The organism is Rhodospirillum sp. A1_3_36 (assembly GCF_047263945.1).
GTDB lineage: Bacteria > Pseudomonadota > Alphaproteobacteria > Rhodospirillales > Rhodospirillaceae > Rhodospirillum.
This window is the reverse complement of sequence record NZ_JBLAVB010000009.1, coordinates 89994-104222: the sequence shown is the minus strand read 5'-3', so window position 1 is coordinate 104222 and position 14229 is coordinate 89994. Positions and strand designations below refer to the sequence as shown.

Genomic DNA, 14229 nt, shown 5'->3' with positions numbered 1-14229 from the left:
GGTTTCCTGTCCAGATTCAGGGCGCGAAAACGACGCCGTCGAAGAGTTTGCGGGCGGTGCGCAGGATGGCCGCATCGGTCACCGCGCCCTGCGCGTCGGTCTCCACCACCACGCCCATGGCGCCGATGGGATGCTCCACATCCAGGGTTTTGCGCGGACCCTCGGGGATCACGGCCAACCCCTGGGCCGGGGAGCCGGGCAACAGGCAGGCGGTGGCCACGCTCACCGCGCCAAGCACGCCGATGGAGGCATGGCACCGGTGGGGAATGAAGGTGCGGGTGGAGATTGCACCGCCCTGGGTGGGGGGCGAGACCATGCTCATCTTGGGCACGGATTTGTCCGTCACGTCCCCCAGGTTCATCATCGGCCCCACCTGGAGGCGGATGGATTCCAGCTTGGCCTTGAGGGCGTCGTTGGCCTCCAGCTCTTCGCGGGTTTCCCTGCCGGTGATGCCCATATCCGAAGCCCGCAGGACGACGACGGGCATGCCGTTGTCGATGCAGGTGACCTCCACGCCGTCAATGACATCGACGACATGGCCCGTTGGCAGAAGGGCGCCGCAGGAACTGCCCGCCGTGTCCTTGAAGGTCACAGGGATCGCCGCCGCCGTACCAGGCACGCCGTCGATGCGGGCCTCGCCGGCATAGGTGACGACCCCGCCCGGTGTGGCAACCTTGGCCACCGCCGTTTGTCCGGTGTTCTCCATATAGATGGAGACGGTAGTCTCCCCCTCCGTCGCGGAGACGAGGCCGCGTTCAATGGCGAAGGGGCCGACACCGGCCAGGAGGTTCCCGCAGTTCTGGGCGTCGGTGACAATGGCCTGATCGACGAAGACTTGAAGGAACAGGTAATCGACATCCACCCCCTCGCGCTCGGATCGCTTGACGACGGCGACCTTGGAGGTCAGCGGATCGGCGCCGCCCATGCCGTCGATCTGCCGGGGGTTGGGCGAGCCCATGACCCCCAGCAAGAAGGCGTCCCGGCCCGGGATGTCGGCGGGCAGATCGGTGGCGAGGAAGTACCCCCCCTTCGAGGTGCCGCCGCGCATCCACATGCAAGGTGCGGCATTAGACATAGGTCAGCCCCTTTTCGGCCAACCGCTCGCGCATGCCATAGATATCCAAGCCCAGCTCTCCGGCGGCCAGACGGGCGCGTTTGTCCTCTTCCTTGGCTTCCCGGTCCAGCGCCTTCTTTAGGACCTCTTCGGCCTCTTCCCGGCGGACGACGCAAACCCCATCGTCATCGGCAACAATGATGTCACCGGGGTTCACCAGGGCATTGGCGCAGACAACGGGAATGTTCACCGAGCCAACGGTTTCCTTGACCGTACCCTGGGCGAAGACCGCCTTGGACCAGACGGGAAAGGCCATCTGGGTCAGGTCGCGCACATCGCGGACTCCGGCGTCGATGATCAGTCCCACACCACCGCGCGCTTGCATGGAAGTCGCCAGCAGGTCACCGAAATAGCCATCCTCGCAGGGGGAGGTGGGGGCGAGCACCAGGATGTCGCCCTCCTTCACCTGCTCGATGGCCACATGGACCATCCAGTTGTCTCCGGGCGGGGCGGAAATGGTGACCGCAGAGGCGCCCAACCGGGCTCCGGAATAGATCGGACGCATATAAGAGGCGAGCAGGCCCTTGCGGCCCTGGGCCTCGTGAACGGTGGCCACGCCGCGCTCGCCAAGGGCCTTGACGATCGCGGGATCCGCCCGCTCGATGTTTTGAACGACGACGCCACCCATCACAGTTCATCCACGGTGCGGGGGTAGATGGACTGGAAGCCCTCGGCGTATTTCGCCGCCCGGCCCCCGGCCATGCCACCCGAATTCCGGCGGAAGTGGTTGGCGCGGTTCTCCGCCTGGTTCTCGTAATAGGTCCAAAGGTGCTCCTGGCCCTTCATGGCCTGGATGGCGGCCCATTTGTTGTCCCAGACATCAGAGATGTCGAGGAACACGTCGGGCTTCCATCCCATCTGCTCGGTCTGGTGGGGTTCGAACAGGTAGAGCTGGGGGGCGCCGAGGACCTTCTGGCCGGGATTGTGGCCCCAGGCCTGGGCGATCATCCGGCATTCCATGGCCACCTTGGTGGCGTACATGTGGTCGGTGTTATAGGGATCATAGGTGGAGTGGCTGAGCATGAAGGTCGGTTGGACGGCGCGGATGATGTCCACCAGTTCGAACTTCTTGTCGGTGTCCAATTCCAGGGGGTAGTCCCCCGCGTCCATGAATTTGATTTCATGGGCGTTCAGCGCCTGGGCGGCGGCTTCCGCTTCCACCCGGCGGGCGGTCTTGACCTTCTCCAGGGTCATGCCTTCCTGCTTCCACAGCTTGGCGGACTCGCCGCGCTCGCCATAGGACAGGCAGACGATGGTCACCTCGTAGCCCTTCTTTTGGTGCAGGGCGATCGCCCCGCCACACCGCCAGACAAAGTCGGCGGAATGGGCGCTGATCACCAGTGCCGTCTTTTTATCGCTCATGGACGCCTCTCGCTTTCGCGTTTTTTCGATGGTGCCACTATCGACCCCGGCGCGCCGATTTCCCATTCCATTCTCCAACAGATGATATAACTTTATGCTATAGTGACTTCGCAAATGCGAAAGATGGAATGTTCGATGAATGAAATTTCCAATAGCTCTCCGTCTTCTCAACCGTCTTCCGTCTCCGCCTCTTCCCTGGGGGCTCTTCCCAACTTTCGCCACCTGCGGGCTTTCGCCGAGGTGGCGCAGTGTCGCTCCATCAGCGATGCCTCGACCCGGGTGCATCTGTCCCAGCCCGCCATCACCCAGGCGCTCGCCAAGCTGGAGGAACAGGTGGGGGCGCGACTCTTTGACCGGCACAGCGATGGGGTTACGGCGACGGAGGCGGGTGCCCTGTTCCTGACCCGGGTTGAGCGGGCGCTCTCGTTGGTTCGCCAGGGGGCCAGGGAGGCGGTGCGCCTGGGGGCCCGCAAGGGAACCCGGGGGTTCGCCAATTTCGACCAACTGCTGACCACTGCTCAAATGAAAGCGCTTGTGGCCGTGTCCAAAGCGGGGAATTTCAGTCTCGCGGCCCGGTCCATTGGCCTATCCCAGCCGACACTCCACCGGGCCGCCCGGGATCTGGAGCGGCTATCCGGCTTGAGTCTGTTCGAGAAGACAGGTCAGGGGATCTCGCTGAGTCCGTCCGCCGATGCGCTGGCCCAGGCGGTTCGTCTGGCTTTCACCGAGCTGGAACAGGGGTTCGCCGAAATCGAGGAAGCCCGGGGCGTGGATGCCGGGCGAATCGTGGTTGGCGCCATGCCCTTGCCCCGGGCTTTTATTTTGCCGACGGCCATCAACGCTCTGCTGAGTGAGCGGCCAGAGGTGCGGGTTAGCGTTGTCGATGGCCCCTACGAGGATCTGTTGAGTGGCTTGCGGCAAGGGGATCTGGACCTGCTGGTTGGCGCCCTGCGGACCCCCGTTCCCATTGGGGATGTGGTTCAGGAAGCCCTGTTCAGCGACCCCCTGGCCGTGGTCGCCCGAATCGGCCACCCCCTGGCGGGCAAGGTGAAAGTGACCGTTGAGGATCTGGCGGCCTACCCCTGGGTGATCCCCCGGGAGGGAACGCCCACCCGCCGCCATTTCACCACCATGTTCGGTGGCCTGGGTGAGCCTCAGGGGCTGGTGGAGACGGGCTCTCCCATGCTGATTCGGGGGTTGTTGCTGGATAGTGATCGTTTGACCCTGATCTCCCTGCACCAGATCCGGTTGGAGGAGAGAATGGGGCTTTTGGTGCCTCTGGATGTGGATACGCGGGGTACCCTGCGGCCCATTGGCGTGACCCACCGCCGGGACTGGAAGCCCACGGTCACGCAGAGTCGCTTCCTGGATTGTTTGCGCGCTGCGGGGGAGATGGCCCGGCGTGGGGAGTGAGGGGGGAGTGAGGGGGGAGGGGTGTTCGATGGCGCAAGAATGCTGCGGTGCGATAGGGGAGGGGGAGATGCATTATTCGGTTTCATTATTCAAAAAATGAATAGGGTGTTATCTCTATCAATTGTCTTCGATCGGGATTGAATGGTAGGTAGGACGAATGACCCGGAGAAAACCGGGTGGTGAAAACCGACTGCGGGAGAACCAATGTGAACAGGGAAGCCGCCGAAGGCGGGGCATCTGATGGGGCCGCGAAGATCGCCCTGATTGGGTTCGGCGAGGCCGGTCAGGCCTTCGTCAAGGGGTGGGGGGCCAATTGCGCCGCCCGGACCTGGGTCTTTGATATCAAGACGGACCACGTCGACGCGACTGTTCGGGAGGCCAAGCGCGCCGATTATGTCTCCTTGGGAGTCACCGGGTGCGCCAGCCCGGCGGAGGCCCTGGACGGCGCCGCCCTGGTTGTCTGCGTTGTGACGGCTGATCAGGCGGGCAAGGCGGCGGAGGCTGCGGCCAAGCGCATCGCTCCGGGCACCTTCTATTTCGACTGTAATTCCTGTGCGCCGGGCACCAAGCGCAAGAATGCCGAGGTTATCGAGGCCGCAGGCGGGCGCTATGTCGATACGGCCGTGATGGCGCCGGTCTATCCCAAGATGCATAAAACGCCCCTGCTGCTGAGCGGCCCCAATGCCGCAGAGGGCCTGACGGCCCTCGCGGGGCTGGGTATGGATAACGCCAAGACCGTGGAGGGACCCGTAGGCTCCTCTTCCTCGATCAAGATGATCCGCTCGGTGATGGTGAAAGGGATGGAGGCCCTGGTCCTGGAATGCGTTCTGGCCGGGCGCCGGGCCGGGGTCGACGGGATGGTTCTGGACTCGCTGGATGTCACTTATCCGGGTTTCGACTTCAAGGCCAAGGCCGCTTACATGATGGAACGGGCCATGACCCACGGGATCCGCCGGGCCGCTGAAATGCGCGAGGTCGCCCTGACCGTCGAGGACTTGGGCCTGGGCGGGGCCATGGCCTCGGCCACCGCAGGGTGGGAGCAACGCATCGGCGATTTGGCCATCAAGGCCGAGGGCGATGATTACGGGAAACTGGCCGACGATCTGCTCGCCGGACTCTTCCCCGCCGAACTGTTCCCCAAGGAGGATGCGGTATGAGCGGCGACTATAAGGATATCCCCGGGACCTATGTCTTCGACGCCAAGCAGTCCCGCAAGGGCTACCATCTGAACATGTTCTGCATGTCCCTGCGTCAGGCGGTCAACCGGGAGGCTTTCAAAGCCCACGAAGGTCTCTATCTGGACCGGTTTCCCATGACGCCGGAGCAGAAGGATGCGGTTCTCAATCGGGACTGGAATGGCATGCTCCGCCTGGGGGGCAATATCTATTATACCTCCAAGCTCGCGGCCACGGATGGCATCAATTTCCAGCAGCTCGCGGCCATCATGACCGGCATGGAGCAGGAGGCCTATCGGGAGATGATGCTCAAGGGCGGGCGCTCCATCGAGGGCAATCGCAGCAAGGGGGAATGGAAAACGGGGGAGATGACGCATGGCGGCTAAGATTGTCGGCGGTTACGCCACCTCCCACGTTCCCGCCATCGGCGTGGCCATGGATACGGGCAAGACGGAAGAAGACTATTGGAAGCCCGTTTTCAAGGGCTATGAATTCTCCCGCAAGTGGATTGAGGACCTCAAGCCCGACGTGGCCATCGTTGTGTACAACGACCATGCCACGGCCTTCTCCCTGGAGATCATTCCCACCTTCGCGCTGGGCTGTGCGGCCCAGTACATCCCGGCGGACGAGGGCTGGGGGGCCCGCCCCGTGCCGGTGGTCGAGGGCCATCCGGATTTGGCGTGGCATATGGCCCAATCCATCATTCTGGACGAATTCGACCTGACCATCGTCAATGAGATGGAAGTGGACCACGGCTTGACTGTGCCCCTGTCCTTGGCCTTTGGTCAGCCAGAGGCTTGGCCCTGCCCGGTGATTCCGCTGGCGGTGAATGTGGTCCAATACCCGCCGCCCACGGGCAACCGCTGCCTCAACCTGGGCAAGGCCATCCGCAAGGCCGTCGAGAGCTTCGACGAGGATTTGCGCGTTGTCATCTTCGGCACGGGGGGCATGTCCCACCAGCTCCAGGCGGAGCGGGCAGGGTTGATCAATGCGGACTTCGACAATGCCTTCCTCGACAAGCTGATCACTGATCCCAAGGCGGCTGCGGCAATTCCCCATGTGGACTACCTGCGGGAAGCCGGGTCGGAAGGGATCGAACTGGTGATGTGGCTGGTCATGCGTGGCGCCCTGGGCGACGACGTGACCCTGCGTCACCGCCACTATCACGTCCCCGCGTCCAACACTGCGGTGGGCCACCTCGTGCTGGAACCGGTGGAATAGGGAAATCGTCCACCGGAGATCCGAACCGAATGGAGACGAAAGAGATGAGACTCTGTGTTGCCGGTGCCGCAGGCGCCTTTGGCCGCAAGCACCTGGACGCCCTGTCCAAGATCGAGGGGGTGACCGTTACCTCCGTGGTTGGCGGGGGGCCGGACGACATCGACGCCTTCGCCGCCGAGCGGGGGATTCCCCATGCCACCAAGGACCTGGCGGAAAGCCTGGCCCGGGACGACGTGGATGCGGTGATCCTGGCCACGCCGACCCAGGTCCATGCCTCCCAGGCTATCGCCTGCCTCAAGGCGGGCAAGCATGTGATGGTCGAGATCCCCATGGCCGACACTCTGGCGGACTCCCGGGAATTGGTGAAGGTGCGGCAGGAGACGGGTCTGGTGGCCATGGTCGGCCATGTGCGCCGCTTCAATCCCAGCCACCAGTGGATCCACAACAAGATCGTGGCCGGGGAATTGAAGATCCAGCAAATGGATGTACAGACCTATTTCTTCCGGCGCTCCAATCTCAATGCGCTGGGCGAACCCCGGACCTGGACCGATCACCTGCTGTGGCACCATGCCTGCCATACGGTCGACCTGTTCCAGTACCAGACGGGGGAAGTACCTTCCCAGGTCTTTGGCCTCCAGGGCCCCACCCATCCGGAGCTGGGCATCGCCATGGACATGAGCATCGGCATGAAGGCGCCCTCGGGTGCGCTGTGCACGCTGTCCCTGTCATTCAACAATAACGGTCCATTGGGCACATATTTTCGCTACATTTGCGACAATGGCACCTACATTGCCCGCTACGACGATCTGTTCAATGGCAAGGAAGAGCCGATTGACCTGACGGGCGTTGCCGTTTCCAACAATGGCGTGGAGCTGGTCGACCGGGAATTCGTCTCGGCAATCCAGGAGGGGCGGGAGCCCAACAGTTCCGTGGACCAGGGTCTGTCCGCCATGGAAACCCTCGACCGGATCGAGAAGAGCTTTGGCTAACTGTGAACAGGAGACCCCGTGATGTTGCGCCGTTCCCTTGGACCCTTCGACGTCGCTGCCATTGGCTTGGGCTGCATGAACCTGTCCCATGCCTATGGGGAGCCCGTGGAAAAGCAGGCGGCCATCCGCCTGCTGAACGAAGCCCTCGACCTGGGGTACGACCACATGGATACGGCGGCGCTTTATGGCTTTGGCGCCAACGAGGCCTTGATTGGCGAGGCCATCTCCCACCGGCGCGCGGACTACATGCTCGCCAGCAAATGCGGCATGCGCAAGGGACCGGACGGCAAGCGGGAGATCAATGGCCGTCCCGAGGTGATCAAGGAGACCTGCGAGGACGCCTTGCGCGCCCTCAAGACCGACGTGATCGACCTCTATTACCTGCATCGGCGGGATTTCTCCGTCCCCATTGAGGACAGCGTCGGTGCGCTGTCCGACCTGGTGGCGGAGGGGAAAATCCGCCATATCGGGCTGTCGGAGATTTCGGCGGAGACCCTGCGCAAGGCCCATGCGATCCATCCGGTGACGGCCGTGCAGACCGAATACTCGCCCTGGACGCGGGAGGCGGAAATCGCCGTCCTGTCTACCTGCGCTGAACTGGGAACCAGCTTTGTCGCCTTCAGCCCCGTGGCCCGCGGATTTCTCACCGACTGTCCGCCCGACATGGCGACCCTGTCGGAGCGGGATATCCGCCGGGGCATGCCGCGGTTCCAGCCGGACCACTATCCGGCCAACCTGACCCTGCTTGAAGGCTACAGGGCCTTGGCCAAGGAGGCGGGCTGTTCCGCCGCCCAATTGTCCCTGGCCTGGGTTCTGGCCAAGGGCGCGCATATCCACGCCATTCCAGGGACCGCCAATCTGGAGCACCTGAAAGAAAACCTGGAGGCCGCCAAACTGTCCCTGAATCCGGAACTGGTGGCGCGCGTTGACGCGATGGTGAACAATCAGACGGTCAGCGGCCCCCGGTACACCTCCGCCACCATGGAGGAAATCGATACGGAGGCCTTTGCCTAAGCCGATTGATCGTTCCGTGTTCCACCTATCCACTTAGTCCCGCTGCCCGGCACGGCGATTTTGCAGTACCGGGGACCCACCAAGTAACCAACAAACAGATGACCTCGACAGGGAGGATTTAGATGTTCAAGAGCTTTACCCGCGCCGCACTGGCTGGCGCGATCGCCCTGGGTACCGTCTCCGGTGTGGCGTCCACCGCCTCGGCCGCAGATGTCACCCTGCGTTTCGCCCACTTCTGGCCAGCCGTGGCTGGTCTGCCCACGAATCTGTTCGATGTCTGGGCCAAGAAAGTGGAAGCGGATTCCAATGGGCGCATTGCGGTTGAGATGTACCCCTCCGCCACTTTGGCCAAGCCCCCGGCCCAGTATGACGCGGTGAAGAACCGGGTCGCCGATATCACCGCCACCGTTCTGGGCTACACCGCCAACCGCTTCCCCTTGACCCAGGTGGTCGAGGTTCCGGGCATTTCCAAGAACGGTGTGAACGGCTCTTGTGTGCTGGAAAGCCTGTATGAAGAAGGCAAGTTGGGCGACGAGTACAAAGAGACACACCCCCTGTTTTTCTTCACCCACGGTCCCGGGAACCTGCATACCAAGGACAAGCTGATCCAAACGCCGGAGGATTTGAAGGGCCTGCGGATCCGTCGCCCGACCACCCTGCTCGGTTCCGTTCTGGAAAACCTGGGTGCCCAGCCCGTGGGGATGCCTGCGCCGGAATCCTACCAGTCCATGCAGCGTGGCGTCATTGACGGCGTGGCTCTGCCCTGGGAGGGGATGATTTCCTTCCGTTTGAACGAATTGGCCACCAAGCACACCGAAACCGGTGGCCTGTACACGATCTCTTTCGTGATGACCATGAACAAGGACGTCTACGACGGGCTGCCCGATGACCTGAAGAAGGTGATCGACGACAATTCCGGTCTGGAGTGGGCCAAGAAGGCCGGTCAGGTCTTCGATGACATGGATGTGAAGGGGCGGGCCCAGGCCGTCAAGGCGGGACACCAGATCTACGTTGTTCCCGGTGGCATGGATAACCCCGACTGGAAGCCGGTGAAGGAGGCTGCGGTCGAATCCTACTTGGCCGAACTGGACGGCAAGAATCTGCCCGGTCGGGATGTCTACGCCCGCGCCGTCGAGCTGTCCAAGAGCTGCCAGTAGAGGCTCCCTCCGTCGGATGGGGGGGCGGCGATCGCCCCCCCGTCCTTTTCGGGGCTTTTTAAGCCTGGCTTTGTGGGGGAGTGGATACCGTGAAAGCCATATTTACCGCAGCACACCGTTTGGCCCATGGCATGCATAGGGTTGCGGGTGTTCTGATCGTGCTGATGGTCCTGACCGTGCTTCTGGACGTGCTGTCACGCTTCGTTTTCGGTGCGACTGATGGTGCTGTCGACTTCACCTTCCGGGGGGGCGTGGAAATCGTCAGCTATTGCCTGTTGTTCATGGTGCTGTTTTCCCTGCCCTTTTCCGTGGCACGGGGGCAGGTCATCGTCGACCTGTTCACCGAGAATATGAGTGAGCGACTCAAGGGGATCCTGTCGGGCGTCTATCTGTTCGGCTTTGGTCTGCTGGGTCTGGGTATGGCCATCCGCTTCTATGAGGCGATTGGGCAGGCATTTTCCACCGGAGAGACCACCCAGGATTTGGTCGTGCCGCTCGCCCACATTTATATCGTTGTGACCTTCGCTGCGGCGGTGCTCGCCCTGCGTGGCTTTTTGGTCGGCCTGGAACATATTCTTGAAAGTGGGAAGCGGTCATGAGCGCCTCTGTTATCGGCTATCTCAGCATCGGCGTCATGCTGGTGATGATCGCCCTGCGTATGCCCGTGGCGCTTGCCATGGGGGCAACGGGGTTCATCGGGTTCGGTCTGATTGTCAGCTTTGACGCCAGTATGTCGATTCTGGAATCCGGCCCCTTCGAGACCCTGTCCAACTACGGTTTCAGCCCCATTCCCATGTTCATCCTGATGGGTGTCTTCGCCAGTAAGGCCAAGATGTCCGCCGAATTGTTCTCCGGAGCCCGAACGTTGTTCGGCTCCTGGCGCGGCGGCATGGCCCTGGCGGCGGTCTGTTCCTGTGGTGTCTTCTCGGCTATTTCCGGCTCCTCGCTGGCAACCGCGGCTTCCATGGCCCGGGTGGCCCTGCCGGAAATGCGCAAGCACGGCTATTCCCCCGGTCTGGCCACGGGGACCCTGGCTGCGGGGGGCACCCTGGGCATCATGATCCCGCCCTCCATCGCCCTGCTGCTCTATGCCTTGATCACCGAGCAATCGGTGGGCGACATGTTCATCGCGGGTGTCATCCCGGGCCTTCTGGGATTGGTGCTCTATTGCGTGACCATTGCCGTGACCGTCTGGTTGAAGCCCGATCTGGCCCAGCCCGGAGAGTCCTCGACCCTGAAGGAAAAGATCGTCGGCTTGAAGGGGTTATCCGGGTTTGGAGCCATCTTCGCCCTGATCATCGGCGGCATCTACGGTGGCCTGTTCACTCCGACCGAAGCCGCCGCCGTGGGCGCCGGGGGGACGTTCTTCATTGCCCTGTTCCGGGGGATGACCTGGACGGATTTCAAGGACGCGGTGGAGGAAACCCTGTTCCTGTCGGCGATGATCTTTTTCATGATCATTGGCGCAGAAATCTTCGGCTATTTCCTGTCCGTCTCGCGTATTTCCTTCACCCTGGCGGACATGGTGGCGAGCATGAATCTGGCGCCTTTTGCGGTGCTGCTTTGTGTTCTGGCGCTGTATATGGTCCTGGGGTGCGTCATGGACTCGCTGGCCATGTTGCTGCTGACCGTGCCGGTGGTCTATCCGGTGGTTATCCAGGCCGGGTTTGATCCGGTGTGGTTCGGCATCGTCTCGGTTATTACCGTGGAACTGGGCCTGATCACGCCGCCGGTGGGAATGAACGTCTTCGTCATCAAGACCGTGGCGCCGGAGGTGCCCATCACCGAGATCTTCAAGGGGGTGTTTCCCTTCGTCCTGTCGGATCTGGTACGTCTGACCCTTCTGATCCTTTTCCCGAGCCTGGCGCTCGGACTGCTGTAGGACCAAGACCATGCGCCGTTTCGAGTGGAAAGACAGCTATAGCGTCGGCCATCCGGGCATTGACGCCGATCACCAGGGCCTCTTCCAGCTCATCCGTGAGCTGGAAGAGGCGGACATCACCGACGGGTTGTTGGGTGCGATCCTCTCCCGGCTGGAGGATTACGCCCATACCCACTTCACCCGGGAAGAGGACCTGATGAAGCGGGGCGGCTTTCCCGGGTTTGATGACCACATCAAGCAGCACCGCAACTTCGAGGAATGGCTGAAGACGGTGAAAACCACCTATCGCCGGGCCAGCGAAAGCCCCTTCCAGGTGGGCGATCTGGTCAACGAGTTCCTGGAGAACTGGCTGATCAAGCACATCATGGAAGAGGACATGGCCTATCGGGAGTTCGTGGCCAAGGTTCGGGACTGACGCCTTGTATAGGGGGCGGGGGGGGGCTGCGATCTGGAGCCGCCTAATCGACGGCGTTCTTCAGAACCTCTTCCGCCCATTGATTCAGGCTTTTCCCGGCGAGTTCGGCGGAAATGACCGCCTTTCGGTGGGGCTCTGGCGAGATCCGGAACATAACCCGACCGGAAAACGGCTTTTGGGGATCCTTACCGATCTTGACGCAGGTCTCCAGGTAGTCGTCCACGGCTTCGTGGAAGGCGTTCTTGAGGCCGTCACGGTATCGGCATGAAAACCGATAGGGTCTTGAATACCGGCAAGATGTCCGACGAAGAGTTCGTCCTCGGCATCGAACTCGATACGGGCACTGTAGCCCTTGTAGGTCAGCGCCTTCATGGCGTCACTCCGATCTGTTCCAAAAAGGCCCGGGCGTCCTTCACCTGATACCGCAGCCTTCGATCGCGTTGACTCCCGCCGCCAGCAACAAAGCCTCGATATCGTTCCAGGCGATGGTCCCGGAAACAGGGTCGCGAAAGAGGGCGGCCAGGGTCATTTCATGCTTGCTGTTCATGCAAGCGGTTTGGTGCTCCGTTTCGTTATGCGCAAGCGGATTTCGCGTAACTGCTCAGGTGGCTGGCAGTAGGGCGGCTCAGGCGAGCGCGAACGTTCCGTTCACGAGATCGCGCATAGCGGCCAGTGGGGCTTGTCCCTTGAGCTTGGCGGTTCCGGTGACGGATCTGTATCCGGCATGGACTTGCGAGCCCCAGTTGGATCGGAAGCCATTGGTGACTTTCCGGAAGATCGCTGACGGCCTGATTTCCCGTTCGGAAATATTATTCGTCGGCGGAACGCGCCGATCCATGAGAAAGACGAAGAACTTGGTTCGCCACGCCTTGATTTGGCGCTGGAGGGTTTTTCCGGCGGGATGGGCCACGGGTATGGTCAGCAGGCCGTCCAATCGTCGCTCAGCCCTGGCCGCGTCGTTTTTCAGCGTGCTGTCCTTCAGGCTCTCTCGTCGCTTGCCGACGCGGATGGCCCAGCGGAGATGATCCCGGATCCGGGGAGCGAAGACGCTGTCTCCGCAATCAATGGCGTATTGGACATCCCGGAGCACATGGGCAAGGCAAACCTGATGGGCCTGGGCCAGATCCTGTTGCCCGGCATAGCGATCCGAGATCCAAACCTCGGGCCGGTGGCCGTCCAACACGGTTTCGGCCACGCTCTTGGCCCGTCGGGGCGCGATGTCATGGAGAACCGCGTCCTTGGCGAGGAAAACCCAATGCCAGTGGGTCACGCCGTCGATACGGGTCGTGGTCTCGTCCGAGGCGATGACCTGGGCCTTGACCAACCGCTCGCGGATCGCGGCCCGGGCTTTTTCCATTGCCGTGGTCGTCGCTCGGAAGATATTGGAGATCGCCCCCTCGGAAATCTTCAAGCCGAAGAGATCCCGGGACAATCCCGCCAGACGCTCGAAACTCACATGATGGCTGTGATGGAGATAAAGTAAGAAAGACCGGATTCCCGGGCCAAACGGGGATCCCGGAGGTTTTCCCGGAGGAGCTTCGGCCCGATACCGTTTCCCACATCCACTACATCGCCCACCGAACAGTTCAACCCGCGTCACGATGGGGCGGATTTCGGGAAGCTCGATATGATCATAGCGGTGGCGGCACCGTTGCCGATCCACCGAAACCGTCGTCCCGCAATGGAGGCAGGCCTTGGCGACACAGCGTTCCGTTCGGTCGGGATCGTCGCTCAAGGAGCGGGTGGTACCAGGGCGGGAAGGCCGAGGCTTCTTCTTGCCCTCCGCCTTATCGTCCTTTCGGTTTTTCCGACCAGGACCGTCCTGAGAGGGTGGGGTATGGGAGTTCGATGACGTCTTCTTCGGCTTTTTGAGCGCCGCTTCAAGTTCGGCGATCCGCGCCGCCTGACGCTCGATCAGCGCCATCTGATCCCGGATCAGGGCGTCCTTGTCCGCGTCTTGCAGGGGATATCTGTACGGCGCTTTCATAAATAGGTTGAATCACAACCATCAGCCCAAGCCAACCCTTTTGCGCCAACACCGTGAGCAGTTACAGGTTGCCGTCCCCGATCCGGGTAATGGTTCAACTATATTTATGCCACTAGTAGTGCTGGCACTTATGCCTCCGGCGCTCTGAGCGACGGAAACGTTTGCTTATAGAACAATTCCCATTCCCATTCCCATTCCCATTGCCGAAAATAACCAGAAACGCACTCCCACAGTCACCCCCATTCCTGCAAATGGTAGGTAAAGTACGGTCACGATTATAGGATTCTGTCAAAAAAAATAAATCAACTAAAAATTGGCGTCTGATTTCGAAGTAAGGTCGTCTTCTTTGTTTCCACCAACATGGTCCGCAGCTTCTCTAGAGGAGAGATATCCCGTGAAACCAAGTTGTTACTATTCTAGGACCTGTAGGGGAGCCACGGATTTGAGGGGTGTTTTTAGGCGGGTCGTGATTATCCAGATTTGATGCGGCATGTTGCGGT

The 14229-nt window shown here is 61.5% G+C and carries 17 protein-coding genes; 11 read left to right on the top strand and 6 right to left on the bottom strand.

Annotated features, from left to right (window positions below; translation table 11 throughout):
• Window positions 1-16: 16 nt before the first annotated feature.
• Genes ACLIRY_RS18065 through ACLIRY_RS18055 form a run of 3 tightly spaced genes read right to left on the bottom strand, consistent with a single transcriptional unit; the run spans window position 17 to window position 2476 of the window.
• On the bottom strand, window positions 17-1075 hold the full coding sequence (locus ACLIRY_RS18065) for a 4-oxalomesaconate tautomerase (RefSeq protein ID WP_413206817.1): 1059 nt from the start codon (window positions 1073-1075) through the stop codon (window positions 17-19).
• Window positions 1068-1742 (bottom strand): 4-carboxy-4-hydroxy-2-oxoadipate aldolase/oxaloacetate decarboxylase, encoded by a 675-nt coding sequence (locus tag ACLIRY_RS18060; protein WP_413206816.1) that lies wholly within the window; start codon window positions 1740-1742, stop codon window positions 1068-1070. Before ACLIRY_RS18060 ends, ACLIRY_RS18065 begins: the two co-directional genes overlap by 8 nt.
• Window positions 1742-2476, bottom strand: a complete 735-nt coding sequence (locus ACLIRY_RS18055) for a PIG-L deacetylase family protein (RefSeq protein ID WP_413206815.1) — start codon at window positions 2474-2476, stop codon at window positions 1742-1744. The genes ACLIRY_RS18060 and ACLIRY_RS18055 overlap by 1 nt, the downstream gene beginning before the upstream one ends.
• Before the next feature lie 135 nt (window positions 2477-2611).
• On the opposite strand from ACLIRY_RS18055, the gene ACLIRY_RS18050 reads away from it, so the two are divergent.
• From ACLIRY_RS18050 to ACLIRY_RS18005, 10 genes are all read left to right on the top strand, one after another.
• Complete coding sequence (locus ACLIRY_RS18050) at window positions 2612-3889, top strand: LysR family transcriptional regulator (RefSeq protein ID WP_413206814.1); 1278 nt, start codon at window positions 2612-2614, stop codon at window positions 3887-3889.
• A 206-nt stretch (window positions 3890-4095) separates the two neighbouring features.
• Complete coding sequence (locus tag ACLIRY_RS18045; RefSeq protein WP_413206813.1) at window positions 4096-5046, top strand: DUF1932 domain-containing protein; 951 nt, start codon at window positions 4096-4098, stop codon at window positions 5044-5046.
• Window positions 5043-5450, top strand: a complete 408-nt coding sequence (gene ligA, locus ACLIRY_RS18040; RefSeq protein WP_413206812.1) for a protocatechuate 4,5-dioxygenase subunit alpha — start codon at window positions 5043-5045, stop codon at window positions 5448-5450. The genes ACLIRY_RS18045 and ligA overlap by 4 nt, the downstream gene beginning before the upstream one ends.
• Window positions 5440-6285 carry a class III extradiol dioxygenase subunit beta gene (locus ACLIRY_RS18035; RefSeq protein ID WP_413206811.1) on the top strand — a complete coding sequence of 282 codons (846 nt, stop codon included), beginning with the start codon at window positions 5440-5442 and terminating at the stop codon, window positions 6283-6285. The genes ligA and ACLIRY_RS18035 overlap by 11 nt, the downstream gene beginning before the upstream one ends.
• A gap of 44 nt (window positions 6286-6329) precedes the next feature.
• Window positions 6330-7274: a Gfo/Idh/MocA family oxidoreductase gene (locus ACLIRY_RS18030; protein ID WP_413206810.1), complete on the top strand. Its 945-nt coding sequence runs from the start codon at window positions 6330-6332 to the stop codon at window positions 7272-7274.
• A 21-nt stretch (window positions 7275-7295) separates the two neighbouring features.
• Window positions 7296-8288 (top strand): aldo/keto reductase, encoded by a 993-nt coding sequence (locus tag ACLIRY_RS18025; RefSeq protein ID WP_413206809.1) that lies wholly within the window; start codon window positions 7296-7298, stop codon window positions 8286-8288.
• A 122-nt stretch (window positions 8289-8410) separates the two neighbouring features.
• Window positions 8411-9445 carry a TRAP transporter substrate-binding protein gene (locus ACLIRY_RS18020; RefSeq protein ID WP_413206808.1) on the top strand — a complete coding sequence of 345 codons (1035 nt, stop codon included), beginning with the start codon at window positions 8411-8413 and terminating at the stop codon, window positions 9443-9445.
• Window positions 9446-9534: 89 nt separating this feature from the next.
• On the top strand, window positions 9535-10044 hold the full coding sequence (locus tag ACLIRY_RS18015) for a TRAP transporter small permease (protein ID WP_413206807.1): 510 nt from the start codon (window positions 9535-9537) through the stop codon (window positions 10042-10044).
• The gene (locus ACLIRY_RS18010; protein ID WP_413206806.1) at window positions 10041-11327 is read left to right on the top strand and encodes a TRAP transporter large permease; all 1287 of its coding nucleotides are present in this window, start codon (window positions 10041-10043) and stop codon (window positions 11325-11327) included. The genes ACLIRY_RS18015 and ACLIRY_RS18010 overlap by 4 nt, the downstream gene beginning before the upstream one ends.
• A gap of 10 nt (window positions 11328-11337) precedes the next feature.
• A complete protein-coding gene (locus ACLIRY_RS18005; protein ID WP_413206805.1) occupies window positions 11338-11742 on the top strand; it encodes a bacteriohemerythrin in 405 nt (134 codons plus the stop codon).
• A 43-nt stretch (window positions 11743-11785) separates the two neighbouring features.
• On the opposite strand, the gene ACLIRY_RS18000 is transcribed toward ACLIRY_RS18005, so the two are convergent.
• Window positions 11786-11965, bottom strand: a complete 180-nt coding sequence (locus tag ACLIRY_RS18000) for a type II toxin-antitoxin system HicB family antitoxin (protein WP_413206804.1) — start codon at window positions 11963-11965, stop codon at window positions 11786-11788.
• Between the two features lie 41 nt (window positions 11966-12006).
• On the opposite strand from ACLIRY_RS18000, the gene ACLIRY_RS17995 reads away from it, so the two are divergent.
• Window positions 12007-12162: a hypothetical protein gene (locus ACLIRY_RS17995; RefSeq protein ID WP_413206803.1), complete on the top strand. Its 156-nt coding sequence runs from the start codon at window positions 12007-12009 to the stop codon at window positions 12160-12162.
• Here the strand turns inward: ACLIRY_RS17995 and ACLIRY_RS17990 are convergent.
• Window positions 12155-12289, bottom strand: a complete 135-nt coding sequence (locus tag ACLIRY_RS17990; RefSeq protein WP_413206802.1) for a hypothetical protein — start codon at window positions 12287-12289, stop codon at window positions 12155-12157. The genes ACLIRY_RS17995 and ACLIRY_RS17990 overlap by 8 nt on opposite strands.
• Before the next feature lie 78 nt (window positions 12290-12367).
• On the bottom strand, window positions 12368-13729 hold the full coding sequence (gene tnpC, locus ACLIRY_RS17985) for an IS66 family transposase (RefSeq protein WP_413206801.1): 1362 nt from the start codon (window positions 13727-13729) through the stop codon (window positions 12368-12370).
• Window positions 13730-14229 lie beyond the last annotated feature (500 nt).